Consider the following 16,949-nt stretch of genomic DNA (forward strand, 5'->3'; position numbering starts at 1 on the left):
CTTACTTCTTACTTCTTACTTCTTACTTCTTACTTCTTACTTCTTACTTCTTACTCCTTACTTCTTACTTCTTACTTCTTACTTCAAAACTCATTACTCCTTACTCATTACTCAACCACAACCAGTAACTTTGGGTAAAGATGCAAGATCTGAGATTAATCTACTCTTGCTCCTATGATATGATATGTGAGGTAATAATCGTGATTTAAAGTTAAAATGAGCGAATTTGTTGGAAAAAATCCAAATTCTTGGCTAAATAGTAGTTGGAAGTTTTCTCGTCCTCATACAATTATCGGTACTAGTCTCAGTGTCTTTGCTTTATACACTATAGCTATTTTAATTAACCAAAGTTCTCTAAGTTTAACTAGCTTAGAACAGTGTTTTGTGACTTGGTTAGCGTGTTTATGTGGAAATGTTTATATAGTTGGGTTGAATCAGTTAGAAGATATCGCTATCGACAAAATTAATAAGCCTCATCTGCCTCTAGCGGCGGCAGAATTTTCTCCCCAAATAGGATGGATAATTGTAGGGAGTTGCGGTTTACTATCTCTAACCTTAGGGGGATTATTGGGAAAATATCTATTCTTAACTGTGGCAGTTAGTCTGCTGATTGGTACAGCTTATTCTCTACCACCTATACGTCTCAAACGTTACCCTTTTTGGGCAGCTTTGTGTATTTTTACCGTTAGAGGAGTGATTGTTAATTTAGGTATTTATCTACATTTTAGTAAGGTTTTGGCAGGGGTTGAGGAGATACCTTCTGTGATTTGGTTACTAACTATATTTGTTTTGGTATTTACGGTGGCGATCGCTATTTTTAAAGATGTACCAGATTTAGAAGGGGATAAAGAGTATAAAATTACTACTCTAACTATTATTTTGGGTAAAGAGAGAGTCTTTAGCTTGAGTCGAGGTGTTATTAGTCTTGCTTACTTGGGAATGATTATGGCGGCTTTTCTCCCGATAAGGGGAATTAATACCTTACTATTAGCTTTAATTCATCTGGCTTTGTTAATTATTCTCTGGCTGTCAAGTCTCAAGGTAGATTTACAGCAAAAGCAAGAGATTAAAGATTTTTATCAATTTATCTGGAAATTGTTTTTTATTGAGTATTTTTTATTTCCTCTAATTTGTATTTAAATGTCTCTAGAGTTCGCTTTTGGCTTATGATGTTGGCATCAACTATACAACTATTTAAGGAGAAAGAGATTGGCTACTCGGGTAATTATTGTTCGTCACGGTCAAAGTAATTTTAATATTGAACATCGTATACAAGGTCGCAGCGATCGCTCAATTCTCACGGAAAAAGGCCAACAAGATGCTAAGTTAGTGGGAAATGCTCTCAAAAATTATGATTTAGCCGCTATTTATTCTAGTCCTCTTAAACGTGCTTTTGCTACGGCTGAAATAATTCAGAGTTGTTGCGAAAATTCCGTAACTTTACAACCTTTAGACAAGCTAAGGGAAGTTGATTTGCCTCTTTGGGAAAATATGGTTAAGCAGGATGTCCAAAAACAATTTCCTGATGATTATAAATTGTGGAAAACTCGTCCCCATGAGTTTAGCATGAATGTGAATAATCAAAATCATTATCCTGTGCTATCTTTGTATGAACAGGCCCAACAACTATGGCAGGAGATTATCCCCAAACACTCAGGAGAAACTATACTGATAGTAGCTCACAATGGTATTAATCGTTGTTTAATTATGAGTGCGGTGGGTATGCAGCCGGAGTATTACCACTCTATTCAACAATCTAATTGCTGTATTAATGTTCTCAATTTTACCGGAGGTTGGCAAGAAGCAGTACAATTAGAATCATTGAATCAAACTGCCCATCTAGGAATGCCGATTCCTTCTCTTAGAACTCCTGATACTCCTTTGAGAATATTTTTAGTACGTCATGGGGAAACTAATTGGAATCGGGAAAAACGTTTCCAGGGAACTAAAGATATTCCTCTCAATGACAAAGGTAGAGAACAGGGAAAGTTAGCCGCAGAACTTCTTAAGGATATTCCTCTAACTTTTGCGGTTACGAGTCCCATGTTACGACCAAAAGAAACCGCAGAAATTATTATAAGTAACCACCCCCAGGTTAAATTGGAAACCAGATCTCCCCTGGTAGAAATTGGTCACGGTTTATGGGAAGGTAAGTTAGAAGCAGAAATTGAAGCAGAATTTCCTGGATTACTTAAGGAATGGAAAGACTCCCCAGAAACAGTACAAATGCCGGAGGGAGAAAATTTAACTCAAGTATGGGAAAGGGCGATCTCCTGTTGGCAAGAGATTGTTAATACTTTTTATCATGAGCAAACTACATCTCTGGGGATTGTTGTTGCCCACGATGCTATTAACAAGGTAATTATTTGTGCTTTATTGGGACTAAGTCCTGCAAATTTTTGGAATATTAAACAGGGTAACGGGGCTGTAACTGTTATAGATTACGCGAATGGTCCTTCAGAGAAACCGATTTTACAGGCGATTAACATTACTTCTCATCTCAGTGAGGGGATTTTGGATCAAACGGCTGCTGGTGCCTTATAAATATGTTTGAACGAGGGATTAGGATTGATATGATATCCTCCCCTCTATTCTGTAGATGATTCCTTTGGTTGAGTTTTAGGGAAAGAAAAAAACGATCTTTTCCAACTTTGCCATAACATAACTCCTCCTGTAATTAACATCCACAATAAACCTAAACCGTTAAATAAAACGTATAGGGGTTTAAGGGTATCTCCTAAGTATTCTCCTTCGTGGATACTCATGAGAAAATGTACTTGATCTCTCGATAAACCAAACCAATCTTTTGCTAAACGATAACTAACTCCTGTAAATACTGTTACGAATAGAGGTAGTAATACAATAGGTGCTATATTTTTATGGGATTTTCTAATTGCTTGTTTAATATTCATGAGAATATTTTAGTGACTGTTAAGATATTTTAATTTTAGCCTAGTTCATCTCTTCTCATAAAATTATGCCATAGACAAGTAAGTTAGGACAATTATGTTATCGTTTTAGATAAGAGGCAAGAGTTAAAAACGAGGTTCGTAGTTGGACTTTAGTCCAAAAAATCTCAACGGGGTGACAAGGAAGCTATGACCTGACGAGGCGATCGCTTCTCAAGGTTAGCTTATAAAAAAACAAGTTTTGTACTACAAAATAGCTATAAAATAAAGTTCCAAAAAATACAGAAAAGTTTAAATGTTAATGGTAGGATTTCCAAGTATGATAGGGCTAAAGCCCTACTACAAACTTATGGAATGATCATTAGGATTTACTATGATACGGGAAAAGGCACTCAACTGAGATCTTGCATCTTTACCTAATGTTACTCTCTCTTTTTCTGCTATAAAGGTGTATTCAGTATTTTTGTTCTCTTGACCCTTTTCTTAGGCGAAAAAGAAATGAACTTTTGACCTGACGAGGCGATCGCTTCTCAAGGTTATAGCAAGCTCGCCAATAGATGTTGACAAAAATGATGAAAAGCCCCCCTTAGTAAGGGGGGAAGGGGGGAAAAGTTAGTGATAAATGTTGTTAACACGAACTACTGCTATAGCTTATAAAAAAACAAGTTTTGTACTACAAAATAGCTATAAAATAAAGTTCCAAAAAATACAGAAAAGTTTAAATGTTAATGGTAGGATTTCCAAGTATGATAGGGCTAAAGCCCTACTACAAACTTATGGAATGATCATTAGGATTTACTATGATACGGGAAAAGGCACTCAACTGAGATCTTGCATCTTTACCTAATGTTACTCTCTCTTTTTCTGCTATAAACTCATATCTTCCACCAGAACTTATGTACTAATTTTTAAGGAAAAATGTTCTTTATGGTTAATTCTCTATAATCTTTGTATCCTAGAGGTTTAACATCAATTCTCTTACTCATTACTCATTACTCATTACTCATTACTCAACCACAACCAGTAACTTTTGATAAAGATGCAAGATCTGAGATAAAGGTGTATTCAGTATTTTTGTTCTCTTGACCCTTTTCTTAGGCGAAAAAGAAATGAACTTTTGACCTGACGAGGCGATCGCTTCTCAAGGTTAGCTTATAAAAAAACAAGTTTTGTACTACAAAATAGCTATAAAATAAAGTTCCAAAAAATACAGAAAAGTTTAAATGTTAATGGTAGGATTTCCAAGTATGATAGGGCTAAAGCCCTACTACAAACTTATGGAATGATCATTAGGATTTACTATGATACGGGAAAAGGCACTCAAGGAATCGCACTTGTTTTGAAATTACCTATTCTCCAGCCAAGTATTAGGATCAATTTCTTCTAATTCAAGTTGATTAGAAGTAAGTGGCGGTTTATAAACACGAATTGCTTGAATAGGGACTTTTCCCTTGCCTAGGGGAATGATAGAGAGAGTATGAGTTTTATTCTCTAATCCTTTTGCTAAAGTTACAGTAGACTCGCGGTTAAAACCTTTAAATTGCGGCTTTTGATATGTATCTACTCCCATAAGCTGAGAAGTAAAATTGAGTTGATATCCTGGTTGAATTGGTGAAGGTTTTTGTTGTAATGGATCAGTTTTTAACCACCAGTGTTGAGACTCAATTATAGCAAGCTCGCCAATAGATGTTGACAAAAATGATGAAAAGCCCCCCTTAGTAAGGGGGGTTGGGGGGAAAAGTTAGTGATAAATGTTGTTAACACTACAACGCTCATTGCTATATATAAATTTGGTAGCTTTGATGGGTGTTTACCATCAATTAATATTTCTGCTGGAGTATCACCAAACAAACTGGCGATCGCCTCTATTCTATTACCTACAAATTCTAAGCTTAATTTCCCATCTTTCCAAACTATATCTTTATTCACTTCATAAGTTTTTACTCTATCTAACCAGGGATTTTTCGCCTCTGGGTTAGGTTGTAAATATGATTTAACTAACTCAGCCATTAACAAATTACCATGATGATTAAGGTGTAGTCCATCTTTTAGTAATTCATTTGGTTGATAATTATAATCTAAAAGATATTGACGCCAAAATGAGCGTATATCTGCCAATTCGCCGTTATACTTAGCTGCCATTCTTGTTAAGAAATAGTCATTCATAAAAGCTTGCCATCCTTCATCTGGTTTATTTGGATCTACTTTGCCTGTCAAATGATCTGTTTGAATCAAAATATCCGCCGTAGTCAGAGTGCGCATTTTCTGGATTATTTTTTCATATTTTTGATGAGATCCATAAACGTGAAATATAATTAAATCTGGATAAAAATCTAAGATATCTCTTTCTACAGTAAAAATTAAACGTTTAGATCCAAATCCTCCAATAGCTAAATTTTTACTGATAATTTCGGCATTGGGAAAGCGATTATTTAAATCATTTACTACAGGTCTCCACCAATAATCACGGGTAATTGATTGACCATAAAACAGTATACGCACAGTATTCTTTTTTTGGGGATTACTCTGAGATAATAAATTCATTGAGTAAGCTAAATTTAACCCCACTGTTGAACTATTTGGCACAGTAGGAATTGGATATTTATTAAATACTCCAATAGCCTCTGGGGTGAAATTGTTTGTAACAATGATTGTAATGCTTAGTAGAAATATAGTAACTATATATAACAGTTTATTTTTAAGATAATTAAACATATTCAATAAAAATTAATAAGTTATGTACTTAATTTGGCACTACATCACAAATTTTAAGACAAGGTTTACACACTTTTGCTCTCTAATTATTGGTAGTATTAACAAATTATTTAGATGCTAGAAAGCTGATTACCTATCTTATTATCTCCAAGAGATTAAACTATCTATGGGTTATCAGTAGTAAAAATTATGCTAATAATTGTTATCAGTGACAAATCTATTTTAACTACTTTTTTATTTTACCCTGAAATTTAGTCAATAGTTAAAAATCTAGTCAGCCTGTAAGAGCAATAAACTGATTCTAATTTTAAGAAAAGTGATTAATATGATAAGATCTAAATAAAATATATTTGTAAATAAAACTTGTAAATATTTACATATAATTGATGATGGGCGAAAAAATTTCTCGTAGCAAATTTCTGAAGTGGGGAGTAATAGGTGGGATAGGAGCGATCGCTGCTGTAATTCTAGGAAAACTATTTAGTAATTCTCGTGAATCTAATGTGCCTGAAACTAGTACCAATCCAAGCACAGAGGCTATTCCTCCTACTCCAAAAGAAGGGGAGTATACCTTTGAGGTAGTGAGAATTAACAATGTGGGAGAAATTATTAGTACAGAAGAAAAATCAGCTAAATATCAAACTCTTGACCTAGGTGATGGTGTAACTATTGATTTTGTAGCTATTCCTGGGGGTAATTTTATGATGGGGTCACCTCCTACAGAATCCCAGAGAGATATAGACGAAGGACCACAAAGAGAAATTAGTATTAGTGAGTTTTGGATGAGTAAATACCCAATTACCCAAGCTCAATATCAGGTGATTATGGGAGAAAATCCTGCTTACTTTTCTGGACAACAACGACCCATAGAAACTATTAGTTGGAATGATGCAGTAAAATTTTGTGAACTAGTGAGTGAAAAAATAGGCAAAACCATCAAACTTCCTTCAGAAGCCCAGTGGGAATATGCTTGTAGAGCAGGAACTACAGAAGCCTTTTATTTTGGGCCAACCTTAACCGGCAATCTTGCTAATTACAATGGTAGATATATCTACGCCAATGAACCGGAGACTGATTTTCGCAACGCTACTACAGAAGTAGGAATTCTTCCACCCAATGCCTTTGGTTTATATGATTTGCATGGTAATGTTTGGGAGTGGTGTGAAGACGACTACTATTCAGATTTAAGCAAAGTACCTAGTGATGGTAGTGCTTGGTTAAATAGCAGCGATACTTCTTCAAGAAAAGTACGCAAGGGAGGATCTTGGAATGGGGAACCTGATGTTTGTCGTAGTGCTAATCGTATCTCTAATTTAGCGGAAAACGCCTATAATTTCATTGGTTTTAGAGTGGTCATGGTGTAAAAGTTAATCTAATAATACGGATAAAGGTTTTAGAAAAGAGTAACCAAAAATAAAACCTTTACCCCTGTTTTCCCTAACAATATCTCAAGAATTCTACTGCACTACTTGACAATCAACTAGGGTTTTATCAATATATGGAGATAGACGTTTAAACCACGTATCCCACAACTGTGCCCCTTGTCCCTCTCTAGAAATGAGAGAATTAACTGTTTCTCTCCAGGGAGCGTTTTCTTCCCCAGGGGGTAAAATCATGGCGTAGGCGGCACAAAACTGACGACCATTAACTACAGGAGTAGCAAGGGCAAAACTATTTTCATCTAGTTGTAAAATCGTAGCAGTACCCACAATCAGAATTCCATCACTAGCAAAACCAGTAAGTTCTCCTGATTGTACTGCTTCAATCCCCTCAACTCTATCAGTATAGGTACTATTTATTTGAGAATTTGGATAAACTTGTTGTATTTCTTCAGCGTTAGTTGTTCCAGATATAGTACCAATTTTCCCAGTTTTAACCTCTTCTTCGCTAACGTCTTTCTTCACAAAAATTTGAGTAGCAGTTACGAAAAATGGTTGAGAAAATTCAATTTGATATTCTGATTCTCTTTCTTGAGTGAGTGTATTAGGCCCGCATTCTAAATGTACCATACCACTACTCACTAACTCCCAGCGATTTTGAGTAGTAGAAGTTACTAATTCAGTTTCTACAGTTGTTCCTAGTTTTTCGCTCATTACAGTGGCAAGAGCGTTAGCGAAATCTTTACAGTAACCCTCTTGAGTATCTCCGTAGCCGAATAGAGGCGAATCGTCTCTAACACCTACTTTTAGTACACCAGTTTCTTTGATTTCTTCTTCAACAGGTTTAGCTAAACCTAAATCGGCCCAACCCAAAGTTAAAGATACAGTAGCCGATAACAGAATTAGTCGCAGGATTTTATTCATCTTATATTAATACTTAAGTGCGAAAATAGTTTCCCAGATAGATATAATAATATTTAAAGTAGAGTTTCGGCAATCTATTTTGTTTAAAGTTTTTGTTTACGGTACTCTTAAACCGGGAAAAAGCAATTATCAATCTTACTGCGCAGGCAAGATTCTGAATTCTCAACCCGCCTATACCTTAGGATGTCTTTATGATTTGCCCTTTGGTTATCCTGCCATGACTGAAGGGGATCAAAAAGTTCAGGGATTTCTTCTGACATTTGCTGAAAATCATTATCTTGAAGATTTAGACCATTTAGAAGGTTATCATCCTACAGAGACAGAAGACCCTCAAGGTTATATTCGCCAACTCGTGGCTATTTATCAACTTGATGGAGCTTATTTAGATCACGCTTGGGCTTATTTTATGACACAGGAACAAATTAAGCGCTTTGGTGGTAAGTTTCTAGTATCTGGCTGTTGGCAGGTTAGCTCAGATCTTGATCTTTACCCAAAGTTACTTTAGTGATAGAAGTAGTTAGTAGTAATTGGGGATATGATTATGGTCATAAATTGATTGACTATGAAGCTTTAGGAATTAGGGAGTATTGGATTATTGATTATTTGGGATTAGGGGGAAAACGTTATATTGGTGACCCCAAGCAACCGACAATTTCTCTTTATCAGTTAGTTGATGATGAGTATCAACTAGAACAATTTAGGGAAAATCAACTCTTGAAAACTCTCATTTTCCCTGATTTAAATTTGACCGCTCAACAAATTTTTGATAGTGCCAATTAATACTATAGCAATTCTCATACTGGTGAGGTACAGAGGTTATCCTTTTGAGGCAAGAGAGGCTCCGAGTTAGGTACACTGTATTACTGATTTAAACTGCAACTTCAAAGAGTAATTAAAATATTTTAATGTTTTAATTCAAGTTTTCTTCTTCAGGCGATCGCATCTACTTCCCATCGATCAAAACTACCCTGATTGGCTCTCCGTACTCGTTATAGTCAAGAGTATATTTACCACTATTCATAACACGTGGCATAACTTCTTCCCTAAGTATTGGGAAGGTAGAATGATTTTTTCATCATAGTAGTATGGAAGCGAGGTTAATGTAGGAAGAGTCTCAGAATTTAAAGTACGAATCTTCATGAAAGTTACCCAAACTAATTCTGGTATCCAAAGGTGTAATCTTAAGAAGAAGAAGAAAAAAGCGATCGCATTTTAACCTTAACCTTAATTCTAAATTTCCTCAGATTCATTAAATTTAATTTTCTTTCTCAAAATTTGTTCTGCTTCTCCACTAGCTAAAGTTGAAGGTGGTGGATAGATAGTTGCGTCAGGATTACGACGATTAAGTACTAATTCCCGAATTGCTTCGTCATCAGTAGGATGAGCTAATATATATTTTTTTAATTCTTTACGAGTCATTGTTTGAAAATTCGGTTTATTCATCTTGGTTAAACTCCCATTTACCATCTGCAAAAATTGTTATTTCTAATCCCTGTTCTTCTCCCGCAATTAAGAATATATAATGTTCTTGGGAATCATATCGAAATAGCCAAATCGGTTGATATAAATTAGAAAGAAGTTGACAAACCAAAATAACAGTATCTTTTTGAATTTCTGTGGGCATTAATTATTTTTCCCTAATTTTAGCTTACTTTATTTTAGGTTCTGTTGCTCTCGAATTATGAAGCATACAAGATTTCTATGTATCTCGCGTATTTTTAAGCAGCAACATCAAATAGCAATTCAACAAATTCGCAATTGAGCTACACTATCTCTATGATCAACAAAAGTCAACTTGACTTTGATTGATAGCGTGCATTATTTTAATTCCTCTTATTGTTCGCCACCCTGTACCTCAGATCTTGCATCTTTACCCAAAGTTACTGGTTGTGGTTGAGTAATAAGTAATGAGTAATGAGTAATGAGTAATGAGTAAGAAGTCTTGAAGTCTTGAAGTCTTGAAGTCTTGAAGTAAGAAGTTTTGGAGTAATGAGTAATGAGTAATGAGTTAAAGAATTAATGCGATCGCGCTTTAAAATTGGTTGACAGGGCAAGATCTTAGGCTAAAGAGAAATGAACTTTTTCTGAGGTTTTTAGTACATAAGTACTGGTGGAAGATGTGAGGTACCGAACGATTTGTATCCCAATCCAGTATTAGTTATTTTTTTGACGGTCCTGTGATCTTGTTCAATCTTATTATTAAGATATTTCACCCGTCTCAATTTACTATTTGGATCCAAAGTCCCTTCTTTCTTGAGATTTTCTACTGCTGATGGATAAGCCTGATCTTTGTCTGTATTGATAACTCGCTTGTGGCATACTGTGACTATTTTTGAGAACTTTCTCAAAGAATCCTATATTCTGCACCGTTGGGATATGATAAAAAGGAGACAGTCAGTTAGTTTGTTAACAGATACCATTGGCAAAAGTCCTTTAAGGAGTCTATTAATTGTGAACCCAACTAAAATGCGAGATCAACTTAAGCAATATATTGATCAGCTTCCTCCCGAAAGTTTAGGAGTTGTCGCAGAATTAATAGCTGATTTAGTTGCTGAAGATGGCGAAGATGCAACACAGGAATTGTTAGAAATAGAAGGATTTGTTGAGGCATTTGAGAGAGGAAAAGAGCAAGTCAAAAAGGGACAGGTTAAAGATTGGAGAACGATTCGAGACGATGTATAGAATACAGTTATCAACAGAAGCTGAGAAGGTTTATCGTCAAGTTAGTCCAGCTCTGGCTAAAAAGTTAGCAAGATGTCTAGAAAGATTAGAAGAAAGTCCTCTTTTTCATCCTAACATTAAACCTTTGAAGGGAAATTATTTAGGCTACTATCGTTATCGAGTTGGAGATTACCGTGTGGTTTATTCAGTTGATGATGATGCGATGTTGGTTAGTATAATTGTTATTGTTCATCGCAGTAAAGTTTATGAGTGAAGTTGTTATTTATATAGCAGTCGCCACAACTGTTAGGACGCTTGACGCCAGACAAATTCCATGGCATCCCGTAAACAATCAAAATTTTTTAGACAGTGACGAATTCTACTTTTTAACCAAGACTGGTTCTAACGGATGAAAGTGGGTAAGCAATATTAGTAGCGATCACGAAGTGGCTCGCCTTTGGCGAGATCGCCCACGGCTAATGGCAAGTAGAAATTAGTAACTATTGCTACCAACTGGCACTGTATTTGAGCAGAAAACGATTGTAACCAATTGGCAAATTCAAGCCACCCATCTTCATGAACAATTCTTATGACTGTTTCAATTACACACTCCACATCAAGTTCTAGAAACTGTGCTAGAAGCTCATCTGACTCTATATCTAAATTATTAGTTTTCCTATAATTAGTCGTTAGAACTTATTAATTATTATTAAGGTTATGTACAAGTTGAAAGATGATATCTGGATGAGTTGAGGCGATCGCTTTTATGGCGGCTTTAACCTGAGAAGAACTCATGTGTTCAACGTTACTCAAAAATGCAATCAAGATTTCATCAGTAGTCACTTTTATTGTCCTATTTAGGTTTTCTTCTGAGGTTTCCCAATATTAGTGGTGTTCATGGTTGCTATAGTTCCGTGCTTAGTTCGATAATTCCGCAGATTTTCATTCGTTGACTCTTGTTCTTCACTGCGGAAGTCCGCAGTTAAAGATGAGGAATTGTCACTGCGGATATCCGCAGTTAATTCGTTACGGATATTCCGCACTGTTTTCTCATTAACTCGACATACTCTAGCTATTTCACGGTTACTCCAATTATGCCATTCGGGATCATTGAGCAAAGTTAAGACAGCTTTACGTTTATCGGCACGGGCGTACTCTTAAGCCTCTTCTTCAAAGATAACCAAAAACAGCGATCGCCAATTACTTAAAATCTATCTTTGATTTAATAATCCAAGAGGAAAATCTAGCAATCAATCTAGCTGATTTTTGAAGTGCGTATGGGGTGCAATAAACTTACTCAAAATTGCCAGCGAAAGCGGAGAGCGCCTTAGAGGCTGTTTTTTGGTCAATAATCTTGAGTTATTGGGAGGCGCTCTCCGCCACTTCATAAGTTATTTGTGACCCCAAACCATTAACTGGTAAAGGCTGGCAATTTTGAGCAGGTAATCTCAGAGCGGTCGGTTTTAAAAATTGACACTACGGATAGAGTAGCAAAAAATCTTTGCAACAGAGCACCAAAAAGAGCGCTCGCTCTTTTTGGCTGATAAGCATGATTATTTTGTGTGGGGTGTATTAGGGCGCAGCCCGTAACGCACCGTCAGATGAGTAATGAGTTTTGAAGTAATGAGTTTTGAAGTAAGAAGCGAGTAGCCTGTAGGTTGGGTTGACTCACACCAAAGCATCTTTATCAAAAGTTACTGGTGGGGGTTGAGTTTTGAAGTCTTGAAGTCTTGAAGTAATAAGTAATGAGTTAAAGAATTAATGCGATCGCGCTTAAAAATTGATTCGGAGCCTGTTGGCCAATTTCTGTACTTTTTTGGGAGTGGAAGATGTGGGTTAACGAATGCTATACAGCAAAACAAAATACTGAACTCTGAAATCCACAAGAAAGATTCTTTCAAACCTTACTTGGTGGTTTCCAGAGTTTTCAGTTATTATCTTTGAAGTTATTTTGTTTACGCAAATCAGGTTACGAACCCGCCCCATAAGGCTTATGTAATTCCTAATTCCGACTTCTTATCCGTGCTTCCACTGTTAATCTCTAGAAGATTCAACAGGAGTTTTCTGAGTACATTTCAGATGATTTTACTCAGAAGCAGTAGCTAATTCAGATTCTGTGCTACCACGACTGCGGCGCCGAGTTAGACTATTAAAGAGCATTTGGCCAATCGCTTTAATTAAATTACCATTCAATTCTTGGAACATTTTCATATTCATCCCAAAGGCAGCGTTAGCTTCATCAACAATTTCTTGTGCTGTTTCTTCACTGATATCTAATTGATTAAGAGTTTCACGATACTTAGTTTTGAATGCTTTTTCATCTTCGATGTCTGAAAACTCATAAAAAGCTGTTCCTTCACCATTATCGCTGAGATTCATAGCTTGTTTAGCAATTTTTTTGAGTATTTGTCCTCCAGACAAGTCTCCTAGATAACGAGTATATGAGTGAGCAACTAATAATTCTGGTTTTTCTGTAGCAATTTGATGAATTCTTTCTACATAGGCAGCGCCTGCGGGAGAGAGTTTAATTTCTTGACGCCAGTTGGGTCCGTAATAGTAATATAAGTCTTTTTCTAGGCTTTTTTCGCGATTTAACTCAGGAAAATAAATTTTACCAACTATTGGATGTTGTTCTAGCCTAGCCATTTCTTGCTCCATTGCTTGATAAACGAAGTATAAATTGGCTACTAGCTCACGGTAGGAACTTTTTTCAACCACACCTCTTAAGAAGCATCTGACAAAGCCAACATTTTCGGCCATTGTGTGAGATTTTTTTGTACCTTCCCGTAATAAAGTTGCTAAATTGTTATTCATGTTTTAGTCCTATTCTCTTATACTATCTAAAAAACTTCCTAATTCTGTAGCTTAAACCGATATGATGAGAGTTGACGTTAAGTTTTTTTACAAAGTTAGTATATTTTAGTAGTTATAATTTGTATTCTGAAGTAGACGATCCAAATAAAACAAGATAATCAGGCCAATAATCACACTAAAGGCTAATAGTAACCAAAAACCCTGTACTAAAATCAAGGAAGATTGGTCCATCGCTAAACCTCCTAAAGGAGGACCGACTAAATATCCAATGGCCCAACACTGAGAATTTAAAGATAAGTATACTCCTCGCAAAGCAGGAGGGGCTAATTCCACCACCAAAGTGGAAGCCGAAGGGGTATAAGCTACCATCGCTAATGCGAGAATCATTAAGGCGATAATCGCCCAAATAATCGCTCCTTGAGAAACAATTCCTGTTACCCAAACGAAAATAAAACCTATAGCCCACAAAACCAGAGAAAACATCAAGGCATGAGGACGAGTAAAGCGATTTAAAAACCGTGCCATTGGTAACTGAGTTAAAGCAGCAAAAACAATATGCCCACTAAAAATGATACTTATCCACTTAGGAGAAAAACCATTGACTCCACTATTAGCTCCTGAGATAAAATTTTTGAAGTAGAGGGGTAAAGTACTTTGTACTTGAGATAAATACCCCGTAATCATAATATTAACTATTAAAAAAATTATTAAACGCTGATCTTTAAAAGCTGCTAACCAGCCTCGGTTTTCTTGATGGTGGGTTTCGGAAAAATCGTAGGTTTCGGAGATGGCCCCATAAATTACTAGAAAAAACACCACAAAAGAAACTCCATCTAAAGCAAACAGCAAACGATAACTAGTTTCATTAGCAATAATTACGCCTCCCCAAACTACTCCAACACTCAAACCTATACTATCGGCTAAACGAGTGAGGGCGAAGGCTTCGTTTCTTTGGGATGGAGTGGTTAAGTCTGCTACAGCAGCTTCTGTTGCTGGCCAATATAGCCCAATTCCTAAACCCATCAACAAGTTACCGATAATTAAAATAGTAAAATTATCGGTGAAAAATAAAACTAGGTCAGCTACGGCAGAAATAGCTGCTGATAATAGTAGGGTTTTTCTTCTTCCCCAATTAGGAGAATCAGTCCAGACTCCTCCTAAGAATCTACCAATGATACCTGATACAGAGCCACTACCTAAAGCAATACCTACAGAAGTTGCACTTAAACCTACTTGGTTGACGAAAAATATCGGGGCATAAAAAAGGGTAAATCCTGTGCCTATCTGTGATAGCAATCTCCCGGCAGTTAATATCCATATTTTTTTATTTAACTGGGGAAAAATGTTTTTATTCATATTTAGAAAAAAGATTAATCTACTGTTTTCAGCAAAGGAATATGATTTAGTGGAACCGTAAAAGTTACAGTAGATCCTAAGCCTTCTCCCATACTATAGAAAGAAATAGTCCCTCCCATCGCCTCTACTAGCTTTTTAGAAATGGCTAATCCCAAACCAGTACCAGGATAGGCTTTAGTTCGGGAACTATCAATTTGAAAAAAATTCTCAAATAATTCATCTTGTTTGTGCAAAGGCACTCCAATTCCCGTGTCGGCTACGCTGATTACCACTAAACCTGGAAATTGATAATCTTTGAAAAGAACTTTTTTGTTCATCACCTCAGCGTTAACAAAGATTGCTCCTTCTTGAGTGAATTTAATTGAGTTGTTAACTAGGTTTAACATTATTTGTAGTAAGCGCTGATAGTTACTGTAGAGAATAATATCTTCATAACTCTCGGGATATTTGATTTGAAAATATAATTTTTTCTCTTCTGCCTGAGGACGAGCTAGTTTTTCTACATTAGCAAATAATTCTTCTAGGGAAACTTTTTTTAAGTCTAGTTCCATCTTACCTGCTTCTATTTTGGCAATATCGAGAATGTCATCAATTAACCTCAGTAGATGCAGAGAAGATTTATAAACTTGTTCTAAAAATTCCCTTTCTTCTTCTGGTTCAGTGGCCATACCATCTAGAATTAACTTGAGAAAGTTAATCATCCCATGGAGAGGGGTTCGTAGTTCGTGAGAAGTATTAGCTAAAAACTCACTTTTGTACTGAGATGCTTTTTCTGCTTCTTTTCTTGCTTCTTCTAATTGCTTATAGAGAGTTGCATGGGCGATCGCTGTGCCCACTTGGTCTGCTAATTTTTGTAACAGGTCTATTTCTATTTGACTCCAGTGACGACAATAATCACATTGTTGTAAACAAATAATTCCGTTACGTTGATTTTGATAAAATGTTCCCAAAACTAATACTGATCGCTCTTCAAAGCTATTTTGGCTCATTTCTTCGACAATTATGGGTTCTTTTGCCGAGATAACTTGTTTCCAATAGGGCCGGTGATTTATGCTAAATTTCTCTCCTAAAATTGACCGGAATGGCTTTTGACAATACTCTGCTTTAACTTCTAGTGTTTGTTTCTCCGAATCGCAGTAAATTAATAGACAACGACTCACGCTCAGGTTTTTACCTAGACTATCAACGGTTTCTTGCCAGATAGTCTCCAAACTCAAAGTTTTACGAATCTTATTAATAATTTTAGTTAGTAATTTCTGATAAGGTTCTGGGGCGATGGGAATTTGAGAATAAGTACTCAAAGTCCCCTCATCTTCTTCTTGACAATATCCCATCACCAAAACGGTGTCAACCTTTCCTTGACTTCCAAATATTGGAGTCATCACTAGTTGAAAACAAAATAATTGCTGATCTTGTTGAAATTGCCATTGACATTTTTCAGGAATTTTTCGTTCAACTACTCTCTTGAGGCGTTCTAAGTAAGCATCAATAGCTACTGGTGTGAACGTTGCCTGGCAATTTTGGCCCGTTATAGCTTCGGGATTTATGCCGCGCTCACGACTATATTGCCAGTAAAAAGACAGATATTTCCCAGACTTATCTTGAGTGTAGAGTAACTCCGCGCCCAGAGATTCTTCTGTTAGTTTTGTACATTGTTTCTGCTCATTCATTTATTTGTTTGAAGTTGAAGTCGAGACTGATTAACAGTTTTTTTAGTCATTCCATTCCCCTCGTGGTGGCACTGGGGGATTCCTTCTAAAAGTGCGAGTTAATTCATCATCGCGATCTCTTTCTCCTTTAAGCCATTCTTTGATAGCTGTTTCAATTACCTTGCTTGGGTCACTGGTCAAATGTTTTAATTGTTCTAGAACTACAGCATCTAGATGGATAGAGACTTCCACTTTTTCTCCTGTACGAGGAGTTTGGTCTAGTTTATCGTTCATTATCTTTGATTCAACCTATTCAAATCAATAACCGTACAGTTGCATTATAGTAGTTGTTGACTCTTTAATTCTTATATTAAGTAAAACTTATACTTAATATAAGTAAACACTAATTAAAAACCCTTTACAAAACTTTAGATTCAGGTTAAGGTATAAATGTGGGCAAACAAAAAGCCCTAGTACCTAGAAAATTATATAGCAATCATAAAAACAATGACTACTACTTTACAACAGCGCTCCTCTGCGAG

Annotated in this window: 19 protein-coding genes and 1 pseudogene; 7 read left to right on the plus strand and 13 right to left on the minus strand. The window is 36.1% G+C overall.

Annotated features, from left to right (window positions below; all coding sequences use genetic code 11):
- The first annotated feature begins 216 nt into the window (after positions 1-216).
- Both MW688_RS11825 and MW688_RS11830 read left to right on the plus strand, forming a co-directional pair.
- Complete coding sequence (locus tag MW688_RS11825) at positions 217-1,140, plus strand: homogentisate phytyltransferase (RefSeq protein ID WP_486736188.1); 924 nt, start codon at positions 217-219, stop codon at positions 1,138-1,140.
- 69 nt (positions 1,141-1,209) lie between these two features.
- Complete coding sequence (locus tag MW688_RS11830; RefSeq protein WP_486736189.1) at positions 1,210-2,544, plus strand: histidine phosphatase family protein; 1,335 nt, start codon at positions 1,210-1,212, stop codon at positions 2,542-2,544.
- Between the two features lie 44 nt (positions 2,545-2,588).
- Here the strand turns inward: MW688_RS11830 and MW688_RS11835 are convergent, their stop codons facing one another.
- The 3 genes from MW688_RS11835 to MW688_RS11845 all read right to left on the minus strand — a co-directional run bounded on the left by MW688_RS11835 (position 2,589) and on the right by MW688_RS11845 (position 5,624).
- On the minus strand, positions 2,589-2,912 hold the full coding sequence (locus tag MW688_RS11835) for a PepSY domain-containing protein (protein ID WP_486736190.1): 324 nt from the start codon (positions 2,910-2,912) through the stop codon (positions 2,589-2,591).
- Positions 2,913-4,254: 1,342 nt separating this feature from the next.
- Positions 4,255-4,605 (minus strand): hypothetical protein, encoded by a 351-nt coding sequence (locus MW688_RS11840; protein ID WP_486736191.1) that lies wholly within the window; start codon positions 4,603-4,605, stop codon positions 4,255-4,257.
- Complete coding sequence (locus MW688_RS11845) at positions 4,575-5,624, minus strand: SGNH/GDSL hydrolase family protein (protein WP_486736192.1); 1,050 nt, start codon at positions 5,622-5,624, stop codon at positions 4,575-4,577. The genes MW688_RS11840 and MW688_RS11845 overlap by 31 nt, the downstream gene beginning before the upstream one ends.
- 386 nt (positions 5,625-6,010) lie before the next feature.
- Between MW688_RS11845 and MW688_RS11850 the strand changes: the two genes are divergently transcribed.
- Positions 6,011-6,988: a formylglycine-generating enzyme family protein gene (locus MW688_RS11850; RefSeq protein ID WP_486736193.1), complete on the plus strand. Its 978-nt coding sequence runs from the start codon at positions 6,011-6,013 to the stop codon at positions 6,986-6,988.
- 93 nt (positions 6,989-7,081) lie between these two features.
- Here MW688_RS11850 and MW688_RS11855 read toward each other — a convergent pair whose 3' ends face one another.
- Complete coding sequence (locus MW688_RS11855) at positions 7,082-7,927, minus strand: transporter substrate-binding domain-containing protein (protein WP_486736194.1); 846 nt, start codon at positions 7,925-7,927, stop codon at positions 7,082-7,084.
- A 79-nt stretch (positions 7,928-8,006) separates the two neighbouring features.
- On the opposite strand from MW688_RS11855, the gene MW688_RS11860 reads away from it, so the two are divergent.
- Both MW688_RS11860 and MW688_RS11865 read left to right on the plus strand, forming a co-directional pair.
- A complete protein-coding gene (locus MW688_RS11860; protein ID WP_486736195.1) occupies positions 8,007-8,432 on the plus strand; it encodes a gamma-glutamylcyclotransferase family protein in 426 nt (141 codons plus the stop codon).
- A pseudogene (locus MW688_RS11865) lies at positions 8,423-8,707 on the plus strand (Uma2 family endonuclease); the annotation flags it as partial. The gene MW688_RS11860 and the pseudogene MW688_RS11865, both read left to right, overlap by 10 nt.
- Before the next feature lie 450 nt (positions 8,708-9,157).
- Here MW688_RS11865 and MW688_RS11870 read toward each other — a convergent pair.
- The 3 genes from MW688_RS11870 to MW688_RS11880 all read right to left on the minus strand — a co-directional run bounded on the left by MW688_RS11870 (position 9,158) and on the right by MW688_RS11880 (position 10,275).
- Positions 9,158-9,370 carry a DUF6887 family protein gene (locus MW688_RS11870; RefSeq protein ID WP_486736196.1) on the minus strand — a complete coding sequence of 71 codons (213 nt, stop codon included), beginning with the start codon at positions 9,368-9,370 and terminating at the stop codon, positions 9,158-9,160.
- The gene (locus MW688_RS11875; protein WP_486736197.1) at positions 9,363-9,551 is read right to left on the minus strand and encodes a DUF6888 family protein; all 189 of its coding nucleotides are present in this window, start codon (positions 9,549-9,551) and stop codon (positions 9,363-9,365) included. Before MW688_RS11875 ends, MW688_RS11870 begins: the two co-directional genes overlap by 8 nt.
- Before the next feature lie 469 nt (positions 9,552-10,020).
- Positions 10,021-10,275 carry a DDE-type integrase/transposase/recombinase gene (locus MW688_RS11880; protein WP_486736198.1) on the minus strand — a complete coding sequence of 85 codons (255 nt, stop codon included), beginning with the start codon at positions 10,273-10,275 and terminating at the stop codon, positions 10,021-10,023.
- Positions 10,276-10,378: 103 nt separating this feature from the next.
- On the opposite strand from MW688_RS11880, the gene MW688_RS11885 reads away from it, so the two are divergent.
- On the plus strand, positions 10,379-10,609 hold the full coding sequence (locus MW688_RS11885) for a hypothetical protein (RefSeq protein ID WP_486736199.1): 231 nt from the start codon (positions 10,379-10,381) through the stop codon (positions 10,607-10,609).
- Positions 10,602-10,862 carry a type II toxin-antitoxin system RelE family toxin gene (locus MW688_RS11890; protein WP_486736200.1) on the plus strand — a complete coding sequence of 87 codons (261 nt, stop codon included), beginning with the start codon at positions 10,602-10,604 and terminating at the stop codon, positions 10,860-10,862. The genes MW688_RS11885 and MW688_RS11890 overlap by 8 nt, the downstream gene beginning before the upstream one ends.
- Positions 10,863-11,287: 425 nt before the next feature.
- On the opposite strand, the gene MW688_RS11895 is transcribed toward MW688_RS11890, so the two are convergent.
- The 6 genes from MW688_RS11895 to MW688_RS11920 all read right to left on the minus strand — a co-directional run bounded on the left by MW688_RS11895 (position 11,288) and on the right by MW688_RS11920 (position 16,701).
- A complete protein-coding gene (locus tag MW688_RS11895) occupies positions 11,288-11,431 on the minus strand; it encodes a hypothetical protein (RefSeq protein ID WP_486736201.1) in 144 nt (47 codons plus the stop codon).
- Between the two features lie 14 nt (positions 11,432-11,445).
- Complete coding sequence (locus MW688_RS11900; protein ID WP_486736202.1) at positions 11,446-11,706, minus strand: hypothetical protein; 261 nt, start codon at positions 11,704-11,706, stop codon at positions 11,446-11,448.
- Between the two features lie 967 nt (positions 11,707-12,673).
- Positions 12,674-13,402: a biliverdin-producing heme oxygenase gene (locus MW688_RS11905; protein ID WP_486736203.1), complete on the minus strand. Its 729-nt coding sequence runs from the start codon at positions 13,400-13,402 to the stop codon at positions 12,674-12,676.
- Between the two features lie 105 nt (positions 13,403-13,507).
- Positions 13,508-14,758, minus strand: coding sequence for an MFS transporter (locus MW688_RS11910; RefSeq protein ID WP_486736204.1), 1,251 nt, complete (start codon positions 14,756-14,758; stop codon positions 13,508-13,510).
- A 14-nt stretch (positions 14,759-14,772) separates the two neighbouring features.
- Positions 14,773-16,428, minus strand: coding sequence for a sensor histidine kinase (locus MW688_RS11915; RefSeq protein WP_486736205.1), 1,656 nt, complete (start codon positions 16,426-16,428; stop codon positions 14,773-14,775).
- Between the two features lie 42 nt (positions 16,429-16,470).
- On the minus strand, positions 16,471-16,701 hold the full coding sequence (locus MW688_RS11920) for a hypothetical protein (protein ID WP_486736206.1): 231 nt from the start codon (positions 16,699-16,701) through the stop codon (positions 16,471-16,473).
- Between the last annotated feature and the right edge of the window lie 248 nt (positions 16,702-16,949).

It is taken from the genome of Johannesbaptistia floridana, from assembly GCF_057440575.1.

Bases quoted from the DNA above. Each gene is read 5' to 3' on its own strand.
- MW688_RS11875 (WP_486736197.1), bottom strand. From the start codon at position 9,551: ATGCCCACAGAAATTCAAAAAGATACTGTTATTTTGGTTTGTCAACTT.
- MW688_RS11845 (WP_486736192.1), bottom strand. From the start codon at position 5,624: ATGTTTAATTATCTTAAAAATAAACTGTTATATATAGTTACTATATTT.
- MW688_RS11835 (WP_486736190.1), bottom strand. From the start codon at position 2,912: ATGAATATTAAACAAGCAATTAGAAAATCCCATAAAAATATAGCACCT.
- MW688_RS11890 (WP_486736200.1), top strand. From the start codon at position 10,602: ATGTATAGAATACAGTTATCAACAGAAGCTGAGAAGGTTTATCGTCAA.
- MW688_RS11855 (WP_486736194.1), bottom strand. From the start codon at position 7,927: ATGAATAAAATCCTGCGACTAATTCTGTTATCGGCTACTGTATCTTTA.
- MW688_RS11910 (WP_486736204.1), bottom strand. From the start codon at position 14,758: ATGAATAAAAACATTTTTCCCCAGTTAAATAAAAAAATATGGATATTA.
- MW688_RS11870 (WP_486736196.1), bottom strand. From the start codon at position 9,370: ATGAATAAACCGAATTTTCAAACAATGACTCGTAAAGAATTAAAAAAA.
- MW688_RS11825 (WP_486736188.1), top strand. From the start codon at position 217: ATGAGCGAATTTGTTGGAAAAAATCCAAATTCTTGGCTAAATAGTAGT.
- MW688_RS11905 (WP_486736203.1), bottom strand. From the start codon at position 13,402: ATGAATAACAATTTAGCAACTTTATTACGGGAAGGTACAAAAAAATCT.
- MW688_RS11915 (WP_486736205.1), bottom strand. From the start codon at position 16,428: ATGAATGAGCAGAAACAATGTACAAAACTAACAGAAGAATCTCTGGGC.
- MW688_RS11850 (WP_486736193.1), top strand. From the start codon at position 6,011: ATGATGGGCGAAAAAATTTCTCGTAGCAAATTTCTGAAGTGGGGAGTA.
- MW688_RS11920 (WP_486736206.1), bottom strand. From the start codon at position 16,701: ATGAACGATAAACTAGACCAAACTCCTCGTACAGGAGAAAAAGTGGAA.